We start from the raw sequence: 23,277 nt of genomic DNA, 5'->3' as shown, positions 1-23,277 counted from the left end.
TGTAATCTCTCAATCCCTTTTTTTATGTTTTTTTCTCTGTGATATAAACAAACCTGTTAACGTTAGTACAATACCAAATACGGAGGCTCCTGTCATTTTTTCCTGAAGGACAATAACAGAGGTAACTACGGTAATTACGGGAACCATGTAAATGTATATACTCGTTTTTATGGCGCCCAATATTTTAACCGCAGAATTCCACGTTACAAAGCAAAGCGCTGATGCTGCCAACCCCAGAAACAGGATGTTAAACAGATAGGCTGGTGTCAGCAGTTCATTCAGGGTTGGCTTAAATCCGAAAATGAATAAGGACGGAACCATAAATACCAATCCATATAAGAAAATTCTCCGTGTTGCCTGAATCGTATTATATTGAAACCCGCTGATTTTCTTCGTCAGAATAGAATAGACGGCCCATACCACGGCAGCCAAAACGGCCAAAATATCCCCCAATGGATGTATTTGCAGGTTATTGCCTCCTTGAAGGCTAATAAAAAGAATGCCGATAACTGCAATTAAAAACCCTATAAAAAACCGAGTTTTCAATTTCTCTCCGTCTAAAAACCGGTGTGCAAGAATAGCAGTAAAAAACGGAGCAATAGAAATGATAACACCTACATTGGAAACAAGTGTATAGGTTAATGCAATATTTTCAAGCAGATAGTATAGCGTAACGCCACACAAACCCGCTCCGGCAATATATAGCTCGTGCCTGAATTCCTTGACTTTGAGCCTATTCGGATTTATAAGGAGTAACACAAGAAAACCAATGGCAAACCTCAGAAATAATATTTCAATAGGAGTTAGTACATCTAACAGTATCTTGGTGGATATAAAAGTCGTGCCCCATATAAAAATCGTAATAAATGCCAACAGATGTCCCTGAATCTCTTTGTTTCTATCCATGATAACCCTCTCTATAACCAAAGTCAGCTTTGCGCATCCTTGAAAATGTTCATATACTGTTTTGGTGTCAGCCCTATAAATTTTTTGAAAAAGTTGGAGAAATGGCTTTGGTCGGTAAATCCGGTCTGTATCGCAACATCAATAGGCTTCATACCCTGCTCCAGCATTTTCTTTGCCCTGTCAATCCGGATGGTTTCCAGATAGCTGTAGGGCGATATGCCTTTTTGCTTGGTAAAGGAACGGAGCAGGTAGTACTTACTCAGCCCCGTCAAATTGCACAGGTCAGCCAGCGAGATATTATCCATGTAGTGCTTCTCTAAGAATTCACCGACCGCCTTTACTTCTGCGCTTTGCCTTGTATTCTCCGCCGGCACTGCCTGCTCTGTATAGTCTTCAATCAGCTGCTCCAGTAGGAAGAAAAAGCTCTCCTCTTTTCTAAAGTCTCTTTCTTCCTCCATCAGCATTTGATGCAGCTCCCGGAGTACAGGAACCCATTCGCTGTGAAAAATAACCTGAGGCGTAAAATAGGGCAGATACTCTTTTCCTGTTATATCTAAGACTGCCTTACTCATAATTTCCGGTTGAATATTGATGCAGCGATAATCCAGCGTTCGGCCATCAATCTGTTCGCAAGCGTGATTATCGCGGGGGTTAAAGAGAAGGAGATCACCCGGCTCTATAGTGTATTCTTTATTTTTGCAGGACAAAAACCGCTGACCTTGTTCGATATATCCAATCACATAATACTCATGAAAATGGTTAGGAAATTTCTGCATGATTCCTTGAAAGTGGTAGGCTTCAACTTTTAATTCAGCGTTGTATTTTACGGTCCGCATTTCCTGTTTCATCATTCGTCTTCCCTTCCTACTTGTTTCATGCTCAGTATACTATAGGTGATGATAGTGTTCTTGTATGATATTGCTCTTCCAATGCTGCAACTTCGGCGTGCCGTGGCCATTCAGGAGTATATCCCGCCGCAAAAAAAACCCGGCCTAAGAGTAAGGCTCCGGGCTTATTCATTAAACTTTGCTTGCCATAACCGGGCTCAGCCCCCAAGCCTATAGATCAGAATCGATGCATTGGAGTTGATCTGTGTTCCTCCAGCTAAGGTCTGCAATGTGACTGCCGCGGCACTGGAATGGTTCCTTAACGTGATTACATCGCCAGTGACTGCAGAGATAATCACCATTCCCGGATTAGGCTGGGTTCCCGCTCCTGAACCGTAGACGCTGCCTCCTACTGGAGCACCATTCAGATACAAAGTGAACTGATTCGCTTCAACTGCATTAACAATGAAGATTACCGCATAATCTCCGGAATTCTCCACGTTAATAGCGGCTGTATTAGGGGTATGGCTGAAGCCGACAAGACTCTCATTACTGTCAAAAGTAACATCCGCTTCGGTCGCGACACTCTGGGCACCTGTGTTGAAAATATAGGCATAGGACGATGAAACGCTGCCTGTGGCTCCAGTAGCACCCGGTAATCCCGTCGCGCCTGTACCCCCTGTCAACCCTGTAGCACCCGTCAACCCCGTAGCACCGATAGTCCCTGGCAATCCTGTAGCTCCTGTAGCTCCTGTAGCACCCGTAAACCCTGTAGCACCCGTAGCTCCTGTAGCTCCCGGTAATCCCGTAGCACCCGTGAACCCCGTGGCTCCGGTTGCGCCAGTGATCCCTCCCCCGGTTTCACCCAGTAACTCCTGAGATACCAGCCGGTGTGCGGTCACCAGCTGTCCTGCAGAATTTTTGCCCCATACGGACACCTGGGCTTCGGGCTCTGCGATTCCTGTTGTGCTGAACACAAACTCGAATGCGTCCAGATCCGCAAAGTAATCCCTGGTGATCACCTGAAACGGTCCGACACTTAATTCTTCTTGCACATACAAGGTGCGGAATCCAATCAGGCTATAGCCCAAGATAAGAACATCGAATTCTTCGGTGGTATTGCGGCCGTCTATTTTGACTGTTACCGATTGAGTCGGACGGATGCCTGTGCTGATTACCACATTGTTCTCGATAGGTCCCGTTGATAGAATCGCCATATCTCACTCTCCTTCTTCTGAATTTACAAAGGTCCTCCTTATAGCAATATTCGAGAGAAAGGTAAGGGTGCTCGGACAATGGCATTATTTCAGGAAATTGGACAGTAGTACAGAGTAATGGGGCTGGTGTGCGCAAAAAACACCCGATGCGGATGGACATTAGCGGATAAACACGAGGTTCGCCGCAATTCCCAATACATCAGGTGTTCTAGTTCAAACTATATTAGTTAGTATTCTTAGTATAATGTCTTGGTTGCGTCGGAGGTGAAATGAATGATCTCACCAATTCTGCCAGCCTGCACTTTAGCAGCCCACGCCGGATCGCTGATCAGAGCTCTGCCTACCGCAACAAGATCGAACTCTGCCTTGTCCAGCCGCTCCAGCAGAAGGTCAATATTATCTTCCTGATTCTTCTCGGTTACCGGGCTGGGAAAAGCACTGTCAAGTCCCACAGAGCCTACCGTGATCGTCGGTTTGCCGGTGATCTTCTTCGTCCAGCCTGCCAGATTAAGATCAGACCCTTCGAACTCCGGCTGCCAGAAACGCCGGGTGGAGCAGTGAAAGATATCCACACCCGCATTGCTGAGCGGTGTCAGGAAGCGGGCCAGATCTTCAGGCGTCTCCACAAGTCTGGCGTCATAATGGCCGCCCTTCCACTGCGAGAAGCGGAGCACAATCGGGAAGTCCGGTCCTACCGCACGGCGGCAGGCATCGATCACTTCAACCGCGAAGGTGGTCCGTGCCTCAAGATCACCGCCATATTCATCGGTACGGCGGTTGGTCTTCTCCCAGAAGAACTGGTCGATCAGATAACCGTGGGCCCCGTGTAATTCAATGCCGTCGAAGCCAATGGCCTTGGCATCTTTGGCCGCCTTGGCAAAGGCGCTGACAATCCCCTGAATTTCATTCTTGGTCATCGGCTCGGTAACTTGCTCTCCGGCCAGATTAAGCCCTGAAGGACCGATAGGAAGCGCTGAAGCATTAGGCAATTCACCGATGCTCCGGGCCATACCGACATGCCACAGCTGCGGAATAATCTTGCCTCCGGCAGCATGCACTTCCTTGACTACCTGCGCCCATCCCTCCAGAGAGGCTTCGCCGTGGATATTCGGAATATCCTGGTGGCTGACCGCCGCCGGATGATCGATAGCTGTTCCTTCAGTAATGATCAGACCAACGCCGCCTTCCGCCCGGCGGCGGTAATAAGCCGCTACCTCCGGACTAGCCACGCCTCCTGGAGACTGCACCCGTGTCATCGGTGCCATTACTACACGGTTGGTCAGGGACAGGCCCCCTCCCTCAAAGGGTTCAAACAATTTATCGGTATTCATGATCGGCCTCCATTTCATACTTTGATTACTTTAAGTAAGTATAGTATGACTGTTCTCAGCGGCAAATGCAAATGAATGAGCACCGGGAATATGCCAAAAAACCGGAAACTAGCAGCCATGCTGCATTGTCCGGCTTTCGTAGCATTCTCAAGACTTCATGATCCTAATTAACCTACAGCTCCAGAACGCCGGCTTTCGGAGTTACCCGGAAGGCTGCGGCCAGATCAGCCAGCTGCTGATCCGTGATTTTCTGTTTGATTTCACGTCCGCCGATCAGGTTGTAGACAATTGCCGCTTTTTCAATGGTTTCTACCAGACCGAAGGTAGCATCCATGGTAGCGCCCGTAACAAAGATACCGTGCTGCGGCCAAATCACCACACGATAGTCTTTCATTTTATCCGCAGTAGCCCGGCCGATATCACTGCTGCCCGGAACCATCCAAGGAATGACGCTGACGCCATCCGGGAAGACAACCAGACATTCTGTGCACATTTCCCACAGGGTCTTGGTGAACTTCAGTTCATCCAGATCATGGGTGAAGGTCATGGCAATCACATTCGTTGCATGGGTATGCAGCACGATGCGGTGCGAAGGATCTACCTTCAGCCGTTCAATATGGCTCATGAAGTGGGAAGCAAGCTCACTGGTCGGTACAGCGCCGTTCCGCAGACCCCACAGAACCTCTACACTCTCCCCGCTGTCACTGACACGCAGCACACCTAGGTTGGCTTCCGGGTCCTTAATGACATTACGGAAGTACTTGCCGGAGCCGGTTACGATGAAGTATTTGCCGGACAGCTCAGTTACAGGGAAGGTAAGGGCGATTGTACGCAGCGGCTCGCGGATGTTAATGTATTTGGCAACGTCTTCTTCATCCAGCAGATAACTGACGTTGCCTCCGTTCAGCTCATCCCAGCCCAGGGACCACATGTGGTGGGTAATTTCGGACATTTCCCGGATAAACGGCGCTTCAACGCCGGCGATATAACCTTTGGATTCTACTACTGAAGTACTCATATGTTATCTCTCCTCTATATGCACGTATAAGTGCGTGGATACTTGTCATTCGGTAATTACAAAAGTGCTAATCTATCTTGCAGCCAGTACTTCCTGCTCGTAGCTCTTCACTTCAGCCAGCCATTGCTCACGGACCGGAGTGCCCTGTGATGCGCAGTAGTAATCCCAGACTGCGCCGAACGGATAGGACTTGAATTCTTCTACCAGCGCGAGGCGTGAAGTATAGTCTCCTGCCAGCTCAATGGCGCGAAGCTCTTCAACCGGCTCCAGCATAGCGCGCAGCAAAGCCTTAATGGTGTTGCGTGTACCGATTACCCAAGCTGCGAGATGATTGATGCTGCCGTCGAAGAAATCAAGGCCGATGTTCGTGCGCGGCAGCAAATCTCCGCGAACCAGTTCACGGGCGATTTCCAGCAGCTCATCGTCCATGGTGACGACATGATCGCTGTCCCAGCGTACCGGTCTGCTGACATGCAGCAGCAGCTGTTCTGTGAACATCAGGATCGAGCTGAGTTTATTGGAGATGACTTCCGTCGGATGGAAATGTCCGGCATCCAGACAGATCGCCTTGCCGCGGGTCAGTCCATAACCCATGTAGAATTCATGTGATCCGACAACATAGCTCTCAGAACCAATCCCGAACAGCTTGCTCTCAAGTGCATCAATATTGTACTGCGGATCAATTTCCTCACTGAAAATTTCATCCAGGGATTCCTTAAGACGCACACGCGGTGCCAGGCGGTCAACCGGAGTATCCTTGTAGCCGTCCGGTACCCAGAAATTCGTTACACAGGGCTGTCCCAGCTCGCGGCCGAAATACTCAGCAATCCGGCGGGAAGCCTTACAGTGCTTGATCCAGAAATTACGGATTTCATCATCTGCGTGACTCAGTGTGAAGCCGTCTTCCGCTTTGGGGTGCGCAAAGCAGGTCGGATTGAAATCCAGTCCCAGTCCTTGCTCTTTAGCCCACTCTACCCAGTTCGCGAAGTGGCGCGGTTCCAGCTCATCCAGATCCACCTGCTCGTCGGTATCAGCATAGATCGCATGCAGATTGACTTTATGTTTACCCGGAATCAGCGACAGGGCTTTCTCCAAATCCTTGCGCAGCTCATCCGGTGTGCCGGCACGTCCGGGATAGCTGCCGGTTACAGCAATCCCGCCGCTAAGCTCTTTGTCTTTGAACAAGAAACCTTGAACATCATCGCCTTGCCAGCAATGTACAGAAATTTTGATCTTCGCAAGCTTCTCCAGAACCTCATCTACGTTAATTCCATGGGCTGCGTATAGTTTCTTCGCTTCGTTATAGCTGTTTGTGATGCTCTGATCCATGCTGTTGCCTCCTAAAAGTTTTATATATTCTCATTCGCACTTGTCGCAGAATGGAGCTCATCCCAGCGGGCCAGCAGCTGATCCAGCTGAGGAACCGGCCGCGGCAGATACGACTTGATTGCAAAGGAAGTGCCGATGACGTCCCGGGCTTCATGGATGTCGGCCATACGGCCTGATTGAATCATCTGCACGGCCAGGTTGCCCAGTGCCGTTGATTCTGTCGGGCCTGCCAGTACTTCTCTGCCGATAATATCGGCGGTCAGCTGACACAGCAGTTCATTATTGGCGCCGCCGCCGACGATCTGCAGAACTTCAGTTCCTTGGCCTGTAAGGCCTTCCAGCTCGGCCAGATAGCTGCGGTAGGACAGTGCCAGACTGTCAAAGATACAACGGGCTAATTCGCCCGGCGTCTCTGGAACAGGCTGGCCGCTCTCCGCGCAGGCCTGGCGAATCTCTTCTATCATATGGTCCGGGTTCAGGAAACGCGGGTGGTTGCATGGAATCAGGCTGCGGAAGCCTTCGCTGCCCGCGGCCATTGAAGCCAGCTCGGCAAAGCTGTATTTCCCTCCATCCAATCTCCGTACTTCCTGGATCAGCCAAAGGCCCATAATGTTCTTCAGGAAACGGTAGGTGCCGTAAGCTCCCCATTCGTTCGTATAATTGGCTGCCATGGCTCTGCTGTCATTAATCGGATGGTCCAGCTCAACACCGAGCAGTGACCAGGTGCCACTGCTAATGTAAGCTGAGGATCTGCCTTGCTGCGCAGGCACACCGAGCACGGCAGAAGCCGTGTCATGCGTGGCGGCACAGATTAGGCGGCACTGCGGCAGATCATACTGCTGCACCAGTTCCGCCGTGATGAAGCCGAGATCTTCTCCCGGCTCCGTAAGCGGTGCGAACTGCTCTCTGCGGAGATGCAGGAAGGATAGCAACTCCGGATCAAAGTCACGGGTGGCAAGGTTCAGCAGCTGCATCGTGGAGGCGTTGGTCACCTCGTTGATTTTGCGGCCGCTGAGTCTATAGTAGAGATAATCCGGCACCATCAGAATCTGATCTGCTGCTTCCAGCTCTTCCCGGTCATGCGCATACAGCTGATACAGCGTATTGAAGCTCAGCTGCTGAATCCCTGTCTTGGCGTAAACCTTCTCCGGGGAGAGCAGCCGGCCGACTTCCTCCATAACCCCATCAGTGCGGCGGTCACGGTAGGCGTATACTTCCCTGATCCGCTTGCCATCCGCATCCAGCAGTACATAATCCACGGCCCAGGTATCAATACCCAGTGTACATTCGTTAATTCCTGCGGTTTTCGCTTGATGAAGACCGCTGATAATTTCATTAAACAAATAATCAATGTCCCAGAAGCAGGAGCCCTCCTGCTCGGTGAATCCATTGCTGAAACGGTGAAGCTCCTCCAGCTTGAGACTCCCGTCCACGAGGGTTCCGAGTACAAGCCGCCCGCTGGAGGCGCCGATATCGACGGCGATATGATTGTTCATAGGGAATCTCCTTATCTATAGAAGGTAAATTACAGAATTTTGCGGAACAAGGCAATAACTTCTTCTTTGGTAGGAATGAACGGGTTGCCCGGTGCGCAGGCATCCTTCATCGCATTCTCAGCCAGCAGATCCAAATCCACTTCATCTACACCAAGTTCAGACAGTTTGGCTGGAATGCCAACTTCCTTAGACAGGGCCTTGATCGAATCGATGACGAAATCCGCGCATTCCTTGTCGCTTTTGCCTTGTACCTGCAGTCCGATCGCTTTGGCAATCGCTCTGAATTTCTCAGGCACATATTTGGCATTCTCTTCTTCCACATATGGCAGCAGCATCGCATTACAGACGCCATGCGGCAGATCATACACGCCGCCGAGCTGATGCGCCATGGCATGCACATAACCAAGTCCGGCATTGTTGAAGGCCAGGCCTCCCAGGAAGATCGCATACACCATCTGCTCACGAGCTTCGATATCATGTCCGTCTGTTACGGTACGGGCCAGGTTGCCAAAGATCAGTTCAACAGCCGCCAGTGCAGTAGCGTCGGTTACAGGGTAAGCGCCTGGTGTAACCAGTGCTTCAATTGCATGCGTCAGTGCATCCATACCTGTAGCGGCTGTAAGCGCAGCAGGCTTGTCGACCATCAGTTCAGGATCATTCACCGAAATGGTGGCGATACTGTTCTTGTCGACCATTACCATCTTGATCTTGCGTTCTTCATCTGTAATTACATAGTTAATTGTAACTTCACTTGACGTTCCTGCAGTAGTGTTCACGGCTACAATCGGCAGGGATTTGTTCTTGGACTTGTGCACACCTTCATAATCAGCAATGTATCCGCCGTTGGTTGCTACAATCCCGATTGCCTTCGCTGTATCCTGCGGCGATCCGCCGCCGATAGAGATCAGATAGTCGCATTCATGATCATTCAGGAAATCAACGCCGTCATGGACATTTTTGCAGGTCGGGTTCGGTTTCACTTCATCATATACCACATAGTTAATTCCCGCTTCATCCAGCACAGCCAGCAGCTTGCCGGCGATTCCGCTCTTCGTCAGGAACTTATCCGTAACCACGAGCGCTTTCTTCAGATTCAGTTCTTGAATATAGGGAGCAATTTCCTTCAGACAGCCCTTACCCATAATGTTGATAGACGGAACATAATAGACATAAGTACTCATTGCTTGACCAGCCTCCCAGGCAAATTAGTATAGAACGATTACAGAAAGCTAAGTATCTCCACTGATAGTAGGATGTACATTCTGGCTGTGACGCCTCAGGCTGGTCACTGAGGTTAAGCAGCAGACCGGCTCCGGCGCTTCCGTTGGGAACCGGCATACGCTTTCAAAGAGATTATTAGCATCCTCATCGTATCGCCGTTAATCTTTGTTGTCAACAAATAAAATATTAATTATGTTGTTTTTATTTGTTTAATGTCTGTTTTGCAAAGATTATTATAGAATAAATGTTGTTTCTCTTAAATTCATTGTACAACACAGAAATATCGGTCTATATTTAAATATAAGAAGCTACCGGAAAGGTGATACCTATGCTTGCTGCCGAAAGACGCAAAAAAATAATAGATCTTGTCCATCAGGATAAACGTGTGCTTGTGTCCGATTTGAGCCGGATGTTCGAGGTTACAGAGGAAACGATACGCAGAGATCTGGAGAAGCTGGAGAAGGACGGAATTGTCAGCCGCACCTACGGCGGAGCCATGCTGAACAGACATACCAATGAAGATCTGCCGTTCCTGACCCGGGGGGCGCTCAATACGGATATCAAACGCAATATCGCGATCAAAGCACTCAATCTGATTAACGACGGGGATACACTTATGGTGGACCCCAGTTCCACCTCGTTTGAATTCCTTAAGCTGCTGGGCAATAAAAGCAATCTGACAATCATCACGAATTCGATCAACATTCTGCATGAATTCGCGAATTCCAGCCTGAACATTATTTCCACCGGGGGTTCGCTGCGCCACCGCTCCCTGTCGCTGGTCGGCCCTGTAGCTCACGACACCACCCAGCGCTATAATGTGGACATCGCAGTGATCAGCTGTAAAGGCATTGATATGGAGCACGGAGTAACCGATTCCAATGAACCGGAATGCGAGCTGAAGAAATACATGCTGCGCCAGGCGGAAAAGGTAGTGCTGCTGGCCGATCATACCAAGTTTGACAAAACCGCCTTCGCCAAGCTGGTCGAGCTGAGCCGGATCGATGTGCTGATTACGGACCGCAAACCTTCGGATACATGGCTTAAGCTGCTGTCAGGGAAGAATGTGGAAGTGTTATATTAAGTAGACCTGGCGCAGGAATCAACTGGCCAGTCCCCTATATAAGTGTATAAAAGCAAAAGGCAAACCCTCTCTTCCCGGATTCGGGATCAGAAGCTTTGCCTTTTTGCATACTCTCCGTTACATTGCAGTCTATTCCTGACTCTATTGGAATTCACTTCCCCTATATGATAAACTTGCAGAAATTATCTGCTATTCATAAAGGAGCGGAAAAATGCTATGGGGAAAAAGAAGCAAACCTTACCCGCCGATTTTGGCGAGCGGGTCAAAACGAATGATATTGCAGCGCTTAAGACCATCTTTGAGGAGTGCGAATGTGATGCCCGCGGGGGTAACAGCAAAGGAACCGCGCTCAGCTTCCGGCAGATCCCGGATGAGCTGGTCCGCTGGCTTGTAGAGCAGGGTGCCGACATCAACGCCCGGGACAAATATGAGCACACCCCGCTGCACTCCCAGGCCGCAACCTGGTCCGGAAATATCCCGTTACTGCTGGAATTAGGCGCGGACCCGGATGCCCTGGATTATCAGAATGAGACACCGCTGCACGCAGCGGCAGGTTATTACCGTACCCGGGCCATACAGGACCTGGTCGCCCATGGTGCAAACATCCATGCGGAGAATAAACGGAAACAAACACCGCTTGCTAAGGGATTATCCCAATGCCGGAATATCGATATTGCCCACATGGTGGAAATCTCAAAAATCCTGCTGGATGCCGGAGCCGCAATCACACCGGAGATGAAGGATTCCGTGCAGCGGATCGGCAAGGATCTGGAATTCGTCAGAGCCAGCCACAGTAACGATGAGCTGGATCAAAAAGCATCCGCACTGCTGGAGCTGTACCGGCTATTCGATGTCGAGCCTGTAGCGAAACAGGTGAAGCACGATGGAACCTCCCCCATCAAGGCTGCCACAGCGGCATGGTCCGCCCAGCATCAGGAGCTCTGGGATTACCTTGTCCCTGCTTCAGGGCACGCGCAAACTGTACAGGGAGAGGTTATCCGCATCACCGGACGGGTCTCTCATGAAATCCTGGATAACGGAGGAGGCAACTGGGATGACAATTTCCGTAAAATGCTGGATGCCCTTATCCGGCATCTGGGCACAGGTACACCTTTATCTCCTGCCCTCCTCCGGGAGGCAGCTTCATTAACCAATAGGCTGCGTAAGGGTTCCGGCTACGATGAACCGGCAAGATTAAGTGAACTGGCAGTGCAGTGGGTACTGGCCAATCCTCAGCCTGTCTCTATGGAACAACCGGATTATACCCGTTAAGTCTAATATATACGGACGTATTACGATACCGCTCCTTTGGAGAGCATAATGTTCAGGATGGCCTGGTCGGTTGCCGCAAGCCCTTCCTGGACCAGTGTCTCCATATTCTTGATTGTATCTTCAACCTTCTCAAAGATTACCCCGTCATTCAGACTGGCTGAAATGTCGTTCATCGCCAGTGTTGCGGATTGGATTGCCGCGTTCGTGGCGGTTGAGATTTTGAGCGCGCAGGTCGGTTTCGCACCATCGCAGATCATTCCGGAAGTAGAAGCAATAGTGTTCTGGATGGAGCGCTTGATCTGCTCCAGCGTGCCGCCCATCAGGTAGACAATACCGCTCCCTGCCCCTACTCCGCCGGCAATTCCCGATCCGCACAGCGGGGACAGACGGCCGATATAATGCTTGACATGAATGGTAATCAGATTGCTGAGCGCCATCGCTCTTGCCAGTGTCTCCTCATCTTTGCCGAGGAGCTCTGCAAGGGCAATTACCGGCATCGTGCAGGCAATGCCCTGATTTCCGCTTCCCGCAGTGGTCATGACAGGCATGGCGCTGCCGTCCATCCGCGCATCGGAGGCCGCTGCCGTCGCGGCAATAATCCGGTTCGCCACATCATTACCGAACAGATTGACAGCCGACTGCTGGCTCATCTTCCTGCCCACCTGCAGGCCATACTCCCCGCGCAGCCCCTCGTCCGAAATCGCCTTATTCATCCGCGCTCCTTCCAGCAGAAACCGCAGCTCAGAGAAATCCGCAGTCTGGATGAACTCATATATTTCTTCTAATGAAACCGAATATACCTCCGGGTCCAGCGTGTCTGACTCCTCGCAATCCGCCTTGTCTATCCCCTGCTCCAGCTTAACGCCGTCTTTGGACAGGAATACTACATTCGTATGCTCTTTAGCTACAATTGCAGTCGCTGTATGATTCAAGCTGCTTACCCTGGCTTCAATATACAATTTCTCAGGGGTATCCTTCAGTTCCACATAGAGCAGCTTCTGCTCGATCATCGCATTAGCCTTCGCCAGCTCTTCGGGAGTAAGTCCGGAGAGAATCTCCAGCTTGCGGTGAGAACGGCGGATCACTGCGCCCAAGGCTGCCGCTATCGGCAGACCGGTCTGCCCGGTGCCCGGAATCCCTACACCCATCGCATTCTTCACAATATTCCCGCTGAGGAACAGCTGAATCGAAGTAATCTCTCCCTCAACCTGTTCAGCCGCCAAAGAGACTGCATAGGCAACCGCAATCGGCTCGGTGCAGCCTTCTGCCGGAACAATTTCTTTTATCAATACTTCCAGTAGGTTAACCATACGCGAATCACCATTCCTCTATCTCTCTCTATATAACTATTCCTATATAGTACCTCAGATTGATAGCCTGGGGGAATCCCCGTTATTAACCAGCGTTCCTGGAATTGTTGCCGTGTAAGCATGCAAATGTCAAAAAAACAGCAAGTTCCTTGAAGGAACCTGCTGGTAATTGCAATCATATCAAGGCCAGTACCGTTTCAGGCAAGTATGCCAGTTATTAACATAATATCCCTCCATTGGTACAGTTAAAAAATAATACAGGCAATGACAAAATGATGATTAGCGTCCTAAGCTTGTGAACAATCCGCACATACAAACAGGGGGTGAGAACATTCCGTTTCGATCCCCCCCTGCTGCATAGCTTCAGTCCACTGCGTGCCTGCTTAGTTACCGTTCAGATTGTACTCCGCCAGTACCCCTTCAGGGGTGAGCACATTGTTGTAAACTTTCAGTTCGTCGATCAGGCCCCTGTATGGTGTATCCCAGTAATTCACACCCAGCGTGAAGATTCCATTGTTATTCGTAAAAGTAGCCGGGAAATCGGTGCCCGAAAACTCCTCTGCGCCATTGATATACAGCTTAACCGTTCCGTTATGGACTGTAAAAACAACATGTGTCCACTGTTTTACAGGGATTACGAATCCGGCAGTTGCTCTATAGGCCGCATTCGCCCATACCAGTGTTTCCTTCTCAGCGAGCTGAGGTACGAGGCTGATCCAGCTGCTGGTCGAGCTTGCTCCAAAAAAGGCTGTCGTATAATTCGTCAGCTCCTCGGGATTCAGCCATACAGAGACTGAATAGCTATTGCTGTTGATTAACCCATCAGGCAGGCGGATGCCGGACAAGCCGTTAAACAGTGCAGCTTGACCCGAAACACCGTCCCCATAGGTGATGCTGCCTACAGTGGTGCTGTCGATTAGTGCACCCGTCACTTTACCTTCTACGGCGAATTGAAGTGAATCCTTCAGGTTTCCGTCAAAAGAGTACACGGCGACAAGTCCATCCGTTACATTTACCGTATAGCTGCCGGTCACGCCGCTGCCATCTGTGGAGACGCCGGTAATTACCGCTTCGCCTACTGCCTTCGCTGTCACCAATCCCGTAGCCGGATCTACCCCGGCAATTTCAGGAGCGCCTGATGTCCAGGCCAGAACCCGGTTTCCGGCATTGCCAGGAAGTACGGAAGGCTGCGGGGTAAAGGTATTGCCTGTGGCTACACTTGTCTTCACATCGGCAAAAGAAATGGAAGTTACCTTGACATTAGCATCTGGTTCACCGTTAATGATCCAGCCAATGGTCTCCGTACCCAGCGCTTTCTCATAGACCCGGAACTGATCAATGAGCCCCTTGTAAGGGACATCCCAATAGTTGACGCCAAGAGTAAACACGCTGTCCGTTCCCTTAAATACATCTGTAAAGGAGCTGCCCGAATATTTCTGCACTCCGTTCACATATAGCTTGACTGCACCGGCATCATACGTGAAGGCGATATGCGACCACTTGCCGGTCGGAATCTGCAAGCCGGCGTCTGCGTCCAGCCAGGTATCACTGCCGAACCACATCCGCGTCGTATTTCCTTCGTTGCCGTATGGCAGCAAGCTTATCCAGTTGTTCGAGGACTTAGCTCCAAAAAATGCCGGCGTAAACGCCGTCAACTGCTCCGGATTCAGCCACAGGCTTACTGTATACGCATTGCTGCTGATCAGTCCATCCGGCAGGCGGATACCAGAGCTGCCATCCAGCTTCACTGCCTTGCCATCTTGCCCGTCTGTATAGCTGACACTTCCGCCATTGGTATTAATCAGCCCGCCTGTAACCGTACCAGCATCCAAGCGGTCACCACTTTCCGCCAGATTGCCTTCAAAATCATACGCTGCAACGAGTCCGTCTTCCAGTGGATCACTGCTGCGCTGCACCACTACCACTGTAAAGGTCTTCGTTTGTGTCGCATTGCCAAGCTTAATAGTAGCAGTCAGCTCAACCGCAGCATTTCCGCTGCCGGCTTCCGGTCTGTTCACTTGGCCGTCTGTTGCAACAATAGCTTCGTTCGAGGAAGCCCAAGTAATTACAGCGCCGTGTATGCCGGAAGTTGGCAGTACCAGACTTTTGTAGACCTTGCTGGTATCGCCCAGAGTAAGGCCATTCGTGACATTGACGGCCAGCTCTTCATCGCTGAGCAGTTCAATGGCGCTGCCCCAGACCGCTGTGCCTTGGTCAGACATTGCCGTAAAGACCATTACTTTCGCATTCCGGGTTGAATCCCATTGCTTCACAAATACGCCTTTGTAAAGTCTCTGCACCGTGTTGCCATTGTCGTTCTCATTAATCAGGAGATGGACGTAGTAATCGCCGGTAAGTTCCCAAGTACCGCTTACCGCACCGGCAAGCGTGCCGTCTTCCATCAGTTCAATTTCAACTGTAGGCTTAATTGCGGCCGATGTATCCTTGCCGTGATTGACGAATTGATAAGCGCCTGTCACATCGGCCTGCTGCACTTTGCCGAGAGTCTCACCGGAATAACGGTGCGGTGCAACAACCGGCCAGGCATCTTCATTCATGAACATTTGATGCACCCGCACCTCATGGGTTTCGCCGCGCAGCGGGAATCTCGTATGGAAGAAATTAAAGAGCTTGTTGTCTTCTTGGTCGTAATAGACCGAGTTATGTCCTGAGGATACATAACCGTAGGTCGGGAAATCTGCTGCCCCGTTCAGATTGCTGAACAGGAAGTTCCCCAGCAGCTTATTGCCAATATCCGAATTTTCTTCATCATCCGTCAGCACCGCATCATGTCCTGCGGCATCCTTGAAAGGACCGTCCGGATTCACGGAACGGAACAGCCGCATATTGTAGCCCCCGTCAGCAGCCAGGCCGCCGTAGGTTACATACAGATAGTAATAGCCGGTATTCCGGTCATAGACCACATACGGGCCTTCGCCGGATTTATAATTTCCGCCGGAAATTTTTGTTCCGAAATAACGGTCAATCAGTCTGCCGTCTGCTGTAGTTCCGTCTACTCCCGGATACTCCGGCTTGCCGGTGGCCGGATCAACCTCCAGCGCGAAAACACCACCCGACCATGATCCGTAAGTCATCCACAGCTTTCCATCCTTGTCATAGAACAAGTTGGGGTCAATAGCATTAGTATACACATTGTTGTTATACGTACCGTTTGTATTGAACCAGGACGGATTTATGTCTTCCAGCGTCCCGTTGTCAATCAGCGCTTGAATGTTGGTGTTGGTCCACTTCTTGTTGATATTGCTGTTCGCATCATACTGCGCATCCTTGGTGAACCCTGAATAAACAACAGTTCCCCCATAAATATACGGACCTTCAATGTTCTGTGAGACCGCAAATCCGATTGCCGAACGGATATAGGTGGAGGAAGTGCAATAATAGATCATATAAGTGCCTTTAGTGCCATCCGCATTCACATAATCTGCATTCCAGAACACATCCGGTGCCCAGACGGAGAATCCGCCTTTGCTGTCAGCATCGTTCTCCCCGGCCCAAGCGAAGGATTCCGCCAGATTTGCGGACAGATCCCCGTAGAGCGCGTTATCCGGCGTTGTGTAGCCGTTAGCAAAGCTGCTCCAGTTCATCAGATCCTGAGATTTGGCTGCAGCAATATGCGAACCGAAGACATAATAGGTGTCGCTGTCCTTCACAACTGAAGGGTCATGCACGGATACGTTGCTGAATACCGGTGCCGTCTCTTCCGGTGCTGCCGGCGGTGTAGCGGACGGCGTAGCTGCCGGAGACGGCGCTACAGTCGGGCTTGGCGTGGCCGCCGGAGACGGCGCTACAGTCGGGCTTGGCGTGGCCGCCGGAGTTACGGAGGTTCCGCCGCCGCTGTTCACAGCTGACGCAGCAGTAGCCGCTGCAGTGGCGGCTGGCAGTTCCAGCTTGATCAGGCTGCTGAACTTCGGATCATACGTTACTTTGCCGCTGCCTTGAATGGTAATCTGTCCGCCTTCATTGACAATCAGATTCTTGATCTCAGTTCCGGCATCCAAGCGCAGACCCGCTTTGCGGTTCAGCGTCAGTTCAGCAATGCTGCCTTTGGTCAGAGCAAGAGCCGGTTCGCCGAGCGCATTGACCAGAACCGTGTCGAAGCTGCCGCTAAGCTGAACCAGCGAATTGGGCGGCAGGGTCTGCTCAACGGTGATTTTACTGAACCCGGTACCGCTCAAAGCCGCATCTTCCTCCAGCTTGACACCAGAATGAACAGTTACGTCAGGCACAGAACTGCTGCCTTTGAGCACAATACGCAGCTTGCCGTTCTTCTTGTCCGCCACAAGCGCCGTTGCCGAAGAATTGTTCAGCACCACGCTGTTCTCTCCGCCGCCGGAGACGAAGATCTTACCCCCAACCTTCACGTTGTCGAGCGTGATGTCTCCTTCCGCGATGCCTTCGGTGAGATAGAGGTTGCCCGCAATCGCAGTATCCTTAAGCTCCGCACCGCCTGCGCCAATAACTATATTCCTGGCATTCTGTCCGGAGTAGGTCTTGCCTTCCAGGAGGATTTGTCCCGACAGATTGCCTATCATCCGCAGTGCTTCTGCCCGCGTCACGAAGCGCGTCCCCTTAAAGCTTCCATCCTCGTAACCGCTGAGGAATCCGTCATCCAGCAGCGTGAGCACCGCTTCCCTGCTCCACTGCGGCAGCTGCTCCGCATCTGTGGGTCCCGCTGCAGCCGCAGAAGCGTCAAGCTGGAACATGCGGTAGAGCATAACCGCAGCTTCCTGACGGCTTACAGCCTTGTCCGGCCCAAACGTTCCATCGCTGTATCCCGATACATATCCGGATAATAACGCTTTCATAATATCCTGGTAATACAAGCTGCCCGGCGCAACATCGCTAAATCCGGTTCCGTCCACAGATTGCAGATTAAAGACTCTGTTGATTAGAGAGACCCACTCAGCCCTGGTGATACTCTGATCCGGCTTATAGATACCGTTTCCATATCCCGCCAGCAGTCCCTTGTCTACCCATGTTTGAAAATCATCCTGCGCCCAGTGCCCGCTATAATCAGCCGCCGCAGCTTGTGCAGGCTGCCTAACCTCACTGTACTCGTTCGCAGTTCCAGAAGCCGCCATCATCGGCGAAGGTACGAGCAGCAGCAGCGCAAGAAATGAAGACGTTAGCCTGCCAGTTTTTTTGTTCAAAATGTTTGATCCTCCGATTCTACAGTTTAATTATTGCCAACCTTGCGATAATTCCTGCAAAAGATAAGCGGTACTCCGGTACCCGGCAGTCCTCCCTTCAAACCCAATAAATAAAACGCTTTCACAAAAAGATTAAAAAAAATCTGCTGCATTCCAGCATTTATTTCATATTTTTATGAAATAAATAATCAAATACTGCTTATACGATTTTATTTTAATGGGTAAATCAACTGTTAGTCAATTAGAATTTTTAATAAACCTAAATCTATTTATATTTATACTAATTAATTAAATAACACCACAAAAAAGCATGAAATGAATCACAAGGATCCAATTCATGCTCTTTCATACGTCAGACTACTCATAAAATAGATATTGAATGTACAAAGAAATCGCTTCTTTTGAAATGGTTGGGTGGTACCTCCATTTTACCAAAAAGGCGATTTCTTTTTTTGTGTTTGTTGAAAAAAGTGTTTTCGTATCCCGCTTAAACAGCGATTGGAACAACGGTCCGTTCGCGGAGCGTCCACCCAAGTGCCCACGTTGATGCTACTACAAAATAAAGAGCTGTCCCAAGAAATTGAAGATAATGTATAACTAAGCGCACAGATCACTATATTCGATAAAACAGCAGGCTCCGAAGGAACCTGCTGCTTACATTCACTATTTTCACATAAAAACCGAATGGCCGCCCCGTCTCGGCTCCTTACTTCGCTTCCACAGCATGGCCGCCGAATTCATTACGCAGCGCAGCAACTACTTTGCCGGTGAAGGTATCGGTCTCCAGCGACCGGTAGCGCATCAGCAGCGCCATGGCGATAACCGGCGTAGCCGCCTGCAGATCAAACGCGGTCTCCAGCGTCCATCTGCCTTCCCCGGAGGAATGCATGATTCCCTTGATCTCATCCAGCTTGGCATCCTTGGAGAAGGCGCGTTCGATCAGCTCCATCAGCCAGGAGCGGACGACCGAGCCGTTGTTCCAGACGCGGGCCACCTGCTCGAAGTCGAAGTCATAGCCGCTTTTCTCCAGCACCTCGAAGCCCTCACCGATGGCAGCCATCATGCCGTACTCAATCCCGTTGTGGACCATCTTCAGGAAGTGTCCGCTGCCGGATTTGCCGGCATACAGGTACCCGTTCTCGACCGCAGTATCACGGAAAACCGGCTCGACGACCGCCCACGCTTCCTCATCTCCGCCGATCATATAACAAGCGCCATTGCGTGCGCCTTCCATCCCTCCTGAGGTTCCGGCATCCATGAAATAAATCCCGTGGGCGCTAAGCTCATCATGACGGCGGATTGACTCCTTATAATGAGAATTCCCGGCTTCGATGATGATATCCCCCTCCGACAACAGCGGCGTCAGTTCTGAGATCACCGAATCCACAAAGGTGTGCGGGACCATGATCCAGAGGATACGCGGGGATTCCAGCTTGCCTGTAAGCTCTGCCAGACTTCCCGCACCTGCAGCTCCTTTCGCTTCCAGCTCCTGCACCGCAGCGGCGTTCACATCATAAGCCACGACTTCATGTTCGTGCTCCAATAGATTCTGGCCGAGATTGAAGCCCATTTTGCCTAGTCCAATTAAACCGACTTTCATTGCATATCCCTCCGAATGTTATAGATTAGATGATTATGCCGCCGCTCACGCACCAGGCCGGACGGCTTCCGGATTCAGCTCCTGTGTCTGGCGGACCCCGGAATGCTCCACAGCCTCCGGTTCATCAAGCCACCAGTGATGCTCTCCAAGCAGTTCATCGGCAGCCTGGGGTCCAAAGGAACCGGCTGGATACAGATGAAGCGGAAGCGTCCCTTCTGCTGTTGCTTCGATTATAGGCTGAACCCACTGCCAGGACAACTCAACTTCATCCCAATGGGCAAAGAAGGTGGCATCTCCCAGTAAAGCATCATAAATCAGGTTCTCATAGGCTTCCGGCAGATCGGGGTTGCCCGACTCATGCTTAATGCTGACCGGCTCGAGCTGTCCGTGCTGGCGCGGATTTTTGGTATTCAAGGTAAGGGAGATCCCTTCGTTCGGACCAATATCAATCACCAGCAGGTTAGGGTCCAGGGCAAGCTTGCTTCTGTTCTTATTATGCAAATCATTAAACGGCTCTTTGAATTCTATAACAATCCGCGTCGATTTCTCCTTCATGCGTTTGCCGGTGCGGATATAGAAAGGCACGTCCTTCCAAAGCGGGTCATCAATCCACAGCCGGGCGGCGATGTAGGTCTCATTCTGTGAAGAGGCTTCTATGCCGGGTTCAGCCGTATAAGCGGGAACCTGCTGCCCGCGCAGCTCACCCGCTGCATACTGGCCGCGTACCACATGCTGCGTCACTTCCTCACGGAGCAATGGCCGTACCGAACCGATCACATGGCGCTTCTTGCTGCGGACATCTTCCGGGGTGCTGCCTTTGGGCAATTGCATGGCCATCATCATAAGCAGCTGCAGCATGTGGTTCTGGAACATATCACGCAGCGCGCCAGCCTTGTCATAATACCCTGCCCGCTCTTCCACACCGACCGTTTCACTGGCCGTAATCTGCACGCTCTCGATATACCGGTTCTGCCACAATGCCCGCAGTACAGGATTGGAGTATTTGAGCACCTCAAGGTTCTGCACCATCGGTTTGCCGAGGAAGTGGTCAATCCGGAAGATCTCTTCCTCCTTAAAAGCTGCGTTCAGGCTGTCATTAAGCACCCTTGCCGACTGCAGATCCCGTCCGAACGGTTTCTCGATAATCAGCCGCTTCCATCCCTTCGTGTCACCAAGTCCGCTGGCGTTAATGTTACGGGCAATCTCACCGAAGAATTCAGGACCGACGGATAGATAGAACATCCGGTTCTGCGGAAGGCCCAGCTCTTCCTCGCGGCGCTGCACATGGCCCAGCAGCTTCACATAATCTTCGGGGCGTCCGACATCCAGCACGCTATATTCAAAAGCCAGCAGGAAATTCTGCAGCTCCGCCGAATCCTCAACCGGCCGCCGCGAGAAGGTGCGCAGTGAATCCAGCACCTGACGCTGGAAAGCCTCATGGGTCAGTTCTCTTCTGCCGAGGCCTATGACTGAGAGAGGACCAGAGAGCTTGCCATCTTTGAACAGGTTATATAGAGCGGGGTATATTTTCCGTTTGGCCAAATCCCCGGTTGCGCCAAATAGTACGAATGATGATGATTCCACTTTCATTCCTCCCGTAATTATCAAATGTTTATGTGGTTACTTATTATTACTCACAAACTTTATAACACTCATCATACGACTGCAGAATCCATTCGTCAACCTCATTTCGACATTTACGAAAAGTACTTATTTTCACGCACTTTCTGCTATGTTATAGTAAGGTGGGTATTTATAATAACTATATAAGGGGGAATCTGCATGTCACAGGAGCTTAAGCCCTTGCTCGCCAAAGTCGAGCATGTTCATCATATCATCGGCAAGAAGTGGGTGAATCTGATCATCCATGTGTTAATGGAGGGCACCAAACGGTTCAGTGAGCTGCACACGGTCATCCCCGATCTAAGCAAACGTATGCTCAACGAGCGCCTGAAGGAGCTTGAAGAATGCGGCCTGATCAGCCGCGAGGTCATTCCTGACCGACCGGTACGGACGGAATATTTGCTCACTGCCAAGGGGCAGGAGCTGGGCACGGCGCTCCTGCCCGTCGAGGCATGGGCGATGAAATGGCTGTAATGCCGCTGCCCTGAACACGCTAAACAGCAGATCTCCGGGAAGAAGACCTGCTGTTGTTAGCTTTTATAGTATAAATTAAGCCTCTCAGAATCAGGACACCAGTGTCTTCTCTCCGTCTGCTCCGCTGCCTGCCCGTACATACTTAGTGTTGAAATAGAGCAGCACGACATTGGATCCCAGCAGTGAGGCGGCCGCAAAGCACCAGATGAAGGCATACCCGAGATTCTTGGCCATGATCCCCAGGATCAGCGTAATCAGGAAACCGGCGAGTGATTTGAGCGCTGACAGTCCGGAGGAGAAGGTCGCCCGCTTGGCCCCGGGAATGAAATCCTGTACCCAGACACCTGAAGAAGACATATCCATCCCGAGCCCGAATTCAAACAGCACCAGACCGGCAATAAATACAGCCTTATGCGGAAACAATCCAACCAGCAGCAATCCGAGTGCAGAGATTACAGTTCCGCAGACGATGATCCGGACGGCAGCAACCTCTTTTTTGGCCAGATAGGAGACCAGGAAGCTCGATACACTGATTACTCCCATGAACAGAATCAGAAGGACCCCGAGGGCACTGACCGGAAATTCCAGCTCATTCACCCCATATACCTGCCAGGACAACAGAAAGGCCAGCAAGGCGGTATGTGTCAGGATGCTGCGCAGAAGGATAAACCGCATCTCTGTGCTGCGGGTGAAATCGGCCGAGCTGGCATAGATCTCCCGGAGGATGCTGCTCTGCGTTCTGCTTCCGTAGTTGTCGCTGAAGCTGAGCCAGGTATATACGCCGAGTCCTACCGCCAGCACGCCGGCAATTGCCACCGGAAGAACATAATGAACACTGCTGCTTACCGTACCCAGCAATGCGCCGACGATGGCAAATGCCGAGACAAACCCGCTGATGCGGGGCAGGGCAATTTTTTTATAATCCGGCATTCCCAGCTCTTCCAGCTGATCAATGTACCAGGCCTGGGGAGAATCCGAGATCATCGCTACACCCAAAGACATCACTATGGAGGCGAGGATGAATAAAGCGAGACCCTCAGCAGCAGCAAAAAACCAAAGTCCCGCTCCCCACACTATGAACCCGGCCGCCGTCATGCGCTTTCTCCCATAGATGTCGGACAGATTCCCGCTCGGGTAATCAAAGACGGCCATGGACAGTGAAGAAACGGCAAACACGATACTGATCTGAAAGGCATCCACGCCGCGCAAGCTCATCAAAATGATAAAAACCGCGCCATAGAGCTTATCAGCCACATTATACCCCGACAATATGACGCCCAGAAATACACTGTATTTCCGTTGAAGCTGATTGTTCTCCACTTTGCATCCCGCCTTTCACCTCGCTGATATTCCAGCCCGAGTTAATTATTGGGATTATATTATAATTGTTACCTTTTC

Annotated in this window: 15 protein-coding genes and 3 pseudogenes; 3 read left to right on the top strand and 15 right to left on the bottom strand. The window is 50.9% G+C overall.

Going from position 1 to position 23,277, the window contains the following annotated elements; all coding sequences use genetic code 11:
• Positions 1-9 precede the first annotated feature (9 nt).
• The 8 genes from NSQ73_RS12720 to NSQ73_RS12685 all read right to left on the bottom strand — a co-directional run bounded on the left by NSQ73_RS12720 (position 10) and on the right by NSQ73_RS12685 (position 9,305).
• Positions 10-906: a DMT family transporter gene (locus NSQ73_RS12720; protein ID WP_340986702.1), complete on the bottom strand. Its 897-nt coding sequence runs from the start codon at positions 904-906 to the stop codon at positions 10-12.
• A gap of 23 nt (positions 907-929) precedes the next feature.
• Positions 930-1,754, bottom strand: coding sequence for an AraC family transcriptional regulator (locus tag NSQ73_RS12715; protein ID WP_340989263.1), 825 nt, complete (start codon positions 1,752-1,754; stop codon positions 930-932).
• A 197-nt stretch (positions 1,755-1,951) separates the two neighbouring features.
• Entirely contained in the window at positions 1,952-2,950 is a 999-nt protein-coding gene (locus NSQ73_RS12710; RefSeq protein ID WP_340986701.1) for a BclA C-terminal domain-containing protein, read from the bottom strand.
• A 236-nt stretch (positions 2,951-3,186) separates the two neighbouring features.
• Positions 3,187-4,281 carry an NADH:flavin oxidoreductase gene (locus NSQ73_RS12705; protein ID WP_171716007.1) on the bottom strand — a complete coding sequence of 365 codons (1,095 nt, stop codon included), beginning with the start codon at positions 4,279-4,281 and terminating at the stop codon, positions 3,187-3,189.
• Positions 4,282-4,453: 172 nt separating this feature from the next.
• The gene (gene rhaD, locus NSQ73_RS12700) at positions 4,454-5,299 is read right to left on the bottom strand and encodes a rhamnulose-1-phosphate aldolase (RefSeq protein WP_340986700.1); all 846 of its coding nucleotides are present in this window, start codon (positions 5,297-5,299) and stop codon (positions 4,454-4,456) included.
• A 72-nt stretch (positions 5,300-5,371) separates the two neighbouring features.
• The gene (rhaA, locus tag NSQ73_RS12695) at positions 5,372-6,628 is read right to left on the bottom strand and encodes an L-rhamnose isomerase (protein ID WP_340986699.1); all 1,257 of its coding nucleotides are present in this window, start codon (positions 6,626-6,628) and stop codon (positions 5,372-5,374) included.
• Positions 6,629-6,648: 20 nt separating this feature from the next.
• Complete coding sequence (gene rhaB, locus NSQ73_RS12690) at positions 6,649-8,124, bottom strand: rhamnulokinase (RefSeq protein ID WP_340986698.1); 1,476 nt, start codon at positions 8,122-8,124, stop codon at positions 6,649-6,651.
• Between the two features lie 29 nt (positions 8,125-8,153).
• Positions 8,154-9,305, bottom strand: coding sequence for an iron-containing alcohol dehydrogenase (locus tag NSQ73_RS12685; RefSeq protein ID WP_340986697.1), 1,152 nt, complete (start codon positions 9,303-9,305; stop codon positions 8,154-8,156).
• A gap of 368 nt (positions 9,306-9,673) precedes the next feature.
• Here NSQ73_RS12685 and NSQ73_RS12680 point away from each other — a divergent pair, with 368 nt between their 5' ends.
• Together NSQ73_RS12680 and NSQ73_RS12675 are read left to right on the top strand one after the other, a co-directional pair.
• Positions 9,674-10,429, top strand: a complete 756-nt coding sequence (locus tag NSQ73_RS12680; protein ID WP_042137981.1) for a DeoR/GlpR family DNA-binding transcription regulator — start codon at positions 9,674-9,676, stop codon at positions 10,427-10,429.
• Positions 10,430-10,645: 216 nt separating this feature from the next.
• Positions 10,646-11,701, top strand: a complete 1,056-nt coding sequence (locus NSQ73_RS12675) for an ankyrin repeat domain-containing protein (protein WP_340986695.1) — start codon at positions 10,646-10,648, stop codon at positions 11,699-11,701.
• Positions 11,702-11,721: 20 nt separating this feature from the next.
• On the opposite strand, the gene NSQ73_RS12670 is transcribed toward NSQ73_RS12675, so the two are convergent.
• The 6 genes and pseudogenes from NSQ73_RS12670 to zwf all read right to left on the bottom strand — a co-directional run bounded on the left by NSQ73_RS12670 (position 11,722) and on the right by zwf (position 21,366).
• On the bottom strand, positions 11,722-13,011 hold the full coding sequence (locus tag NSQ73_RS12670) for an L-cysteine desulfidase family protein (RefSeq protein WP_340986694.1): 1,290 nt from the start codon (positions 13,009-13,011) through the stop codon (positions 11,722-11,724).
• Positions 13,012-13,394: 383 nt separating this feature from the next.
• A pseudogene (locus tag NSQ73_RS34960) lies at positions 13,395-14,252 on the bottom strand (LamG-like jellyroll fold domain-containing protein); the annotation flags it as partial.
• Between the two features lie 63 nt (positions 14,253-14,315).
• Positions 14,316-16,928: pseudogene (locus tag NSQ73_RS34955) on the bottom strand (LamG-like jellyroll fold domain-containing protein); the annotation flags it as partial.
• A 654-nt stretch (positions 16,929-17,582) separates the two neighbouring features.
• Positions 17,583-18,113: pseudogene (locus NSQ73_RS34950) on the bottom strand (S-layer homology domain-containing protein); the annotation flags it as partial.
• A gap of 775 nt (positions 18,114-18,888) precedes the next feature.
• Positions 18,889-19,782, bottom strand: a complete 894-nt coding sequence (gene gnd, locus NSQ73_RS12660) for a phosphogluconate dehydrogenase (NAD(+)-dependent, decarboxylating) (protein ID WP_336101752.1) — start codon at positions 19,780-19,782, stop codon at positions 18,889-18,891.
• Positions 19,783-19,827: 45 nt separating this feature from the next.
• Complete coding sequence (gene zwf, locus NSQ73_RS12655; RefSeq protein WP_340986691.1) at positions 19,828-21,366, bottom strand: glucose-6-phosphate dehydrogenase; 1,539 nt, start codon at positions 21,364-21,366, stop codon at positions 19,828-19,830.
• A gap of 198 nt (positions 21,367-21,564) precedes the next feature.
• On the opposite strand from zwf, the gene NSQ73_RS12650 reads away from it, so the two are divergent.
• A complete protein-coding gene (locus NSQ73_RS12650) occupies positions 21,565-21,879 on the top strand; it encodes a winged helix-turn-helix transcriptional regulator (protein ID WP_340986689.1) in 315 nt (104 codons plus the stop codon).
• A 90-nt stretch (positions 21,880-21,969) separates the two neighbouring features.
• Here NSQ73_RS12650 and NSQ73_RS12645 read toward each other — a convergent pair whose 3' ends face one another.
• Complete coding sequence (locus NSQ73_RS12645) at positions 21,970-23,199, bottom strand: MFS transporter (RefSeq protein WP_340986688.1); 1,230 nt, start codon at positions 23,197-23,199, stop codon at positions 21,970-21,972.
• Between the last annotated feature and the right edge of the window lie 78 nt (positions 23,200-23,277).

The organism is Paenibacillus sp. FSL R10-2736 (assembly GCF_038000245.1).
Lineage (GTDB): Bacteria > Bacillota > Bacilli > Paenibacillales > Paenibacillaceae > Paenibacillus_AQ > Paenibacillus_AQ phytohabitans.
This window is presented reverse-complemented; position numbering and strand designations above follow the sequence as displayed.

Bases quoted from the DNA above. Each gene is read 5' to 3' on its own strand.
- NSQ73_RS12720 (WP_340986702.1), bottom strand. From the start codon at position 906: ATGGATAGAAACAAAGAGATTCAGGGACATCTGTTGGCATTTATTACG.
- NSQ73_RS12715 (WP_340989263.1), bottom strand. From the start codon at position 1,754: ATGAAACAGGAAATGCGGACCGTAAAATACAACGCTGAATTAAAAGTT.
- NSQ73_RS12710 (WP_340986701.1), bottom strand. From the start codon at position 2,950: ATGGCGATTCTATCAACGGGACCTATCGAGAACAATGTGGTAATCAGC.
- NSQ73_RS12705 (WP_171716007.1), bottom strand. From the start codon at position 4,281: ATGAATACCGATAAATTGTTTGAACCCTTTGAGGGAGGGGGCCTGTCC.
- rhaD (WP_340986700.1), bottom strand. From the start codon at position 5,299: ATGAGTACTTCAGTAGTAGAATCCAAAGGTTATATCGCCGGCGTTGAA.
- rhaA (WP_340986699.1), bottom strand. From the start codon at position 6,628: ATGGATCAGAGCATCACAAACAGCTATAACGAAGCGAAGAAACTATAC.
- rhaB (WP_340986698.1), bottom strand. From the start codon at position 8,124: ATGAACAATCATATCGCCGTCGATATCGGCGCCTCCAGCGGGCGGCTT.
- NSQ73_RS12685 (WP_340986697.1), bottom strand. From the start codon at position 9,305: ATGAGTACTTATGTCTATTATGTTCCGTCTATCAACATTATGGGTAAG.
- NSQ73_RS12680 (WP_042137981.1), top strand. From the start codon at position 9,674: ATGCTTGCTGCCGAAAGACGCAAAAAAATAATAGATCTTGTCCATCAG.
- NSQ73_RS12675 (WP_340986695.1), top strand. From the start codon at position 10,646: ATGGGGAAAAAGAAGCAAACCTTACCCGCCGATTTTGGCGAGCGGGTC.
- NSQ73_RS12670 (WP_340986694.1), bottom strand. From the start codon at position 13,011: ATGGTTAACCTACTGGAAGTATTGATAAAAGAAATTGTTCCGGCAGAA.
- gnd (WP_336101752.1), bottom strand. From the start codon at position 19,782: ATGAAAGTCGGTTTAATTGGACTAGGCAAAATGGGCTTCAATCTCGGC.
- NSQ73_RS12650 (WP_340986689.1), top strand. From the start codon at position 21,565: ATGTCACAGGAGCTTAAGCCCTTGCTCGCCAAAGTCGAGCATGTTCAT.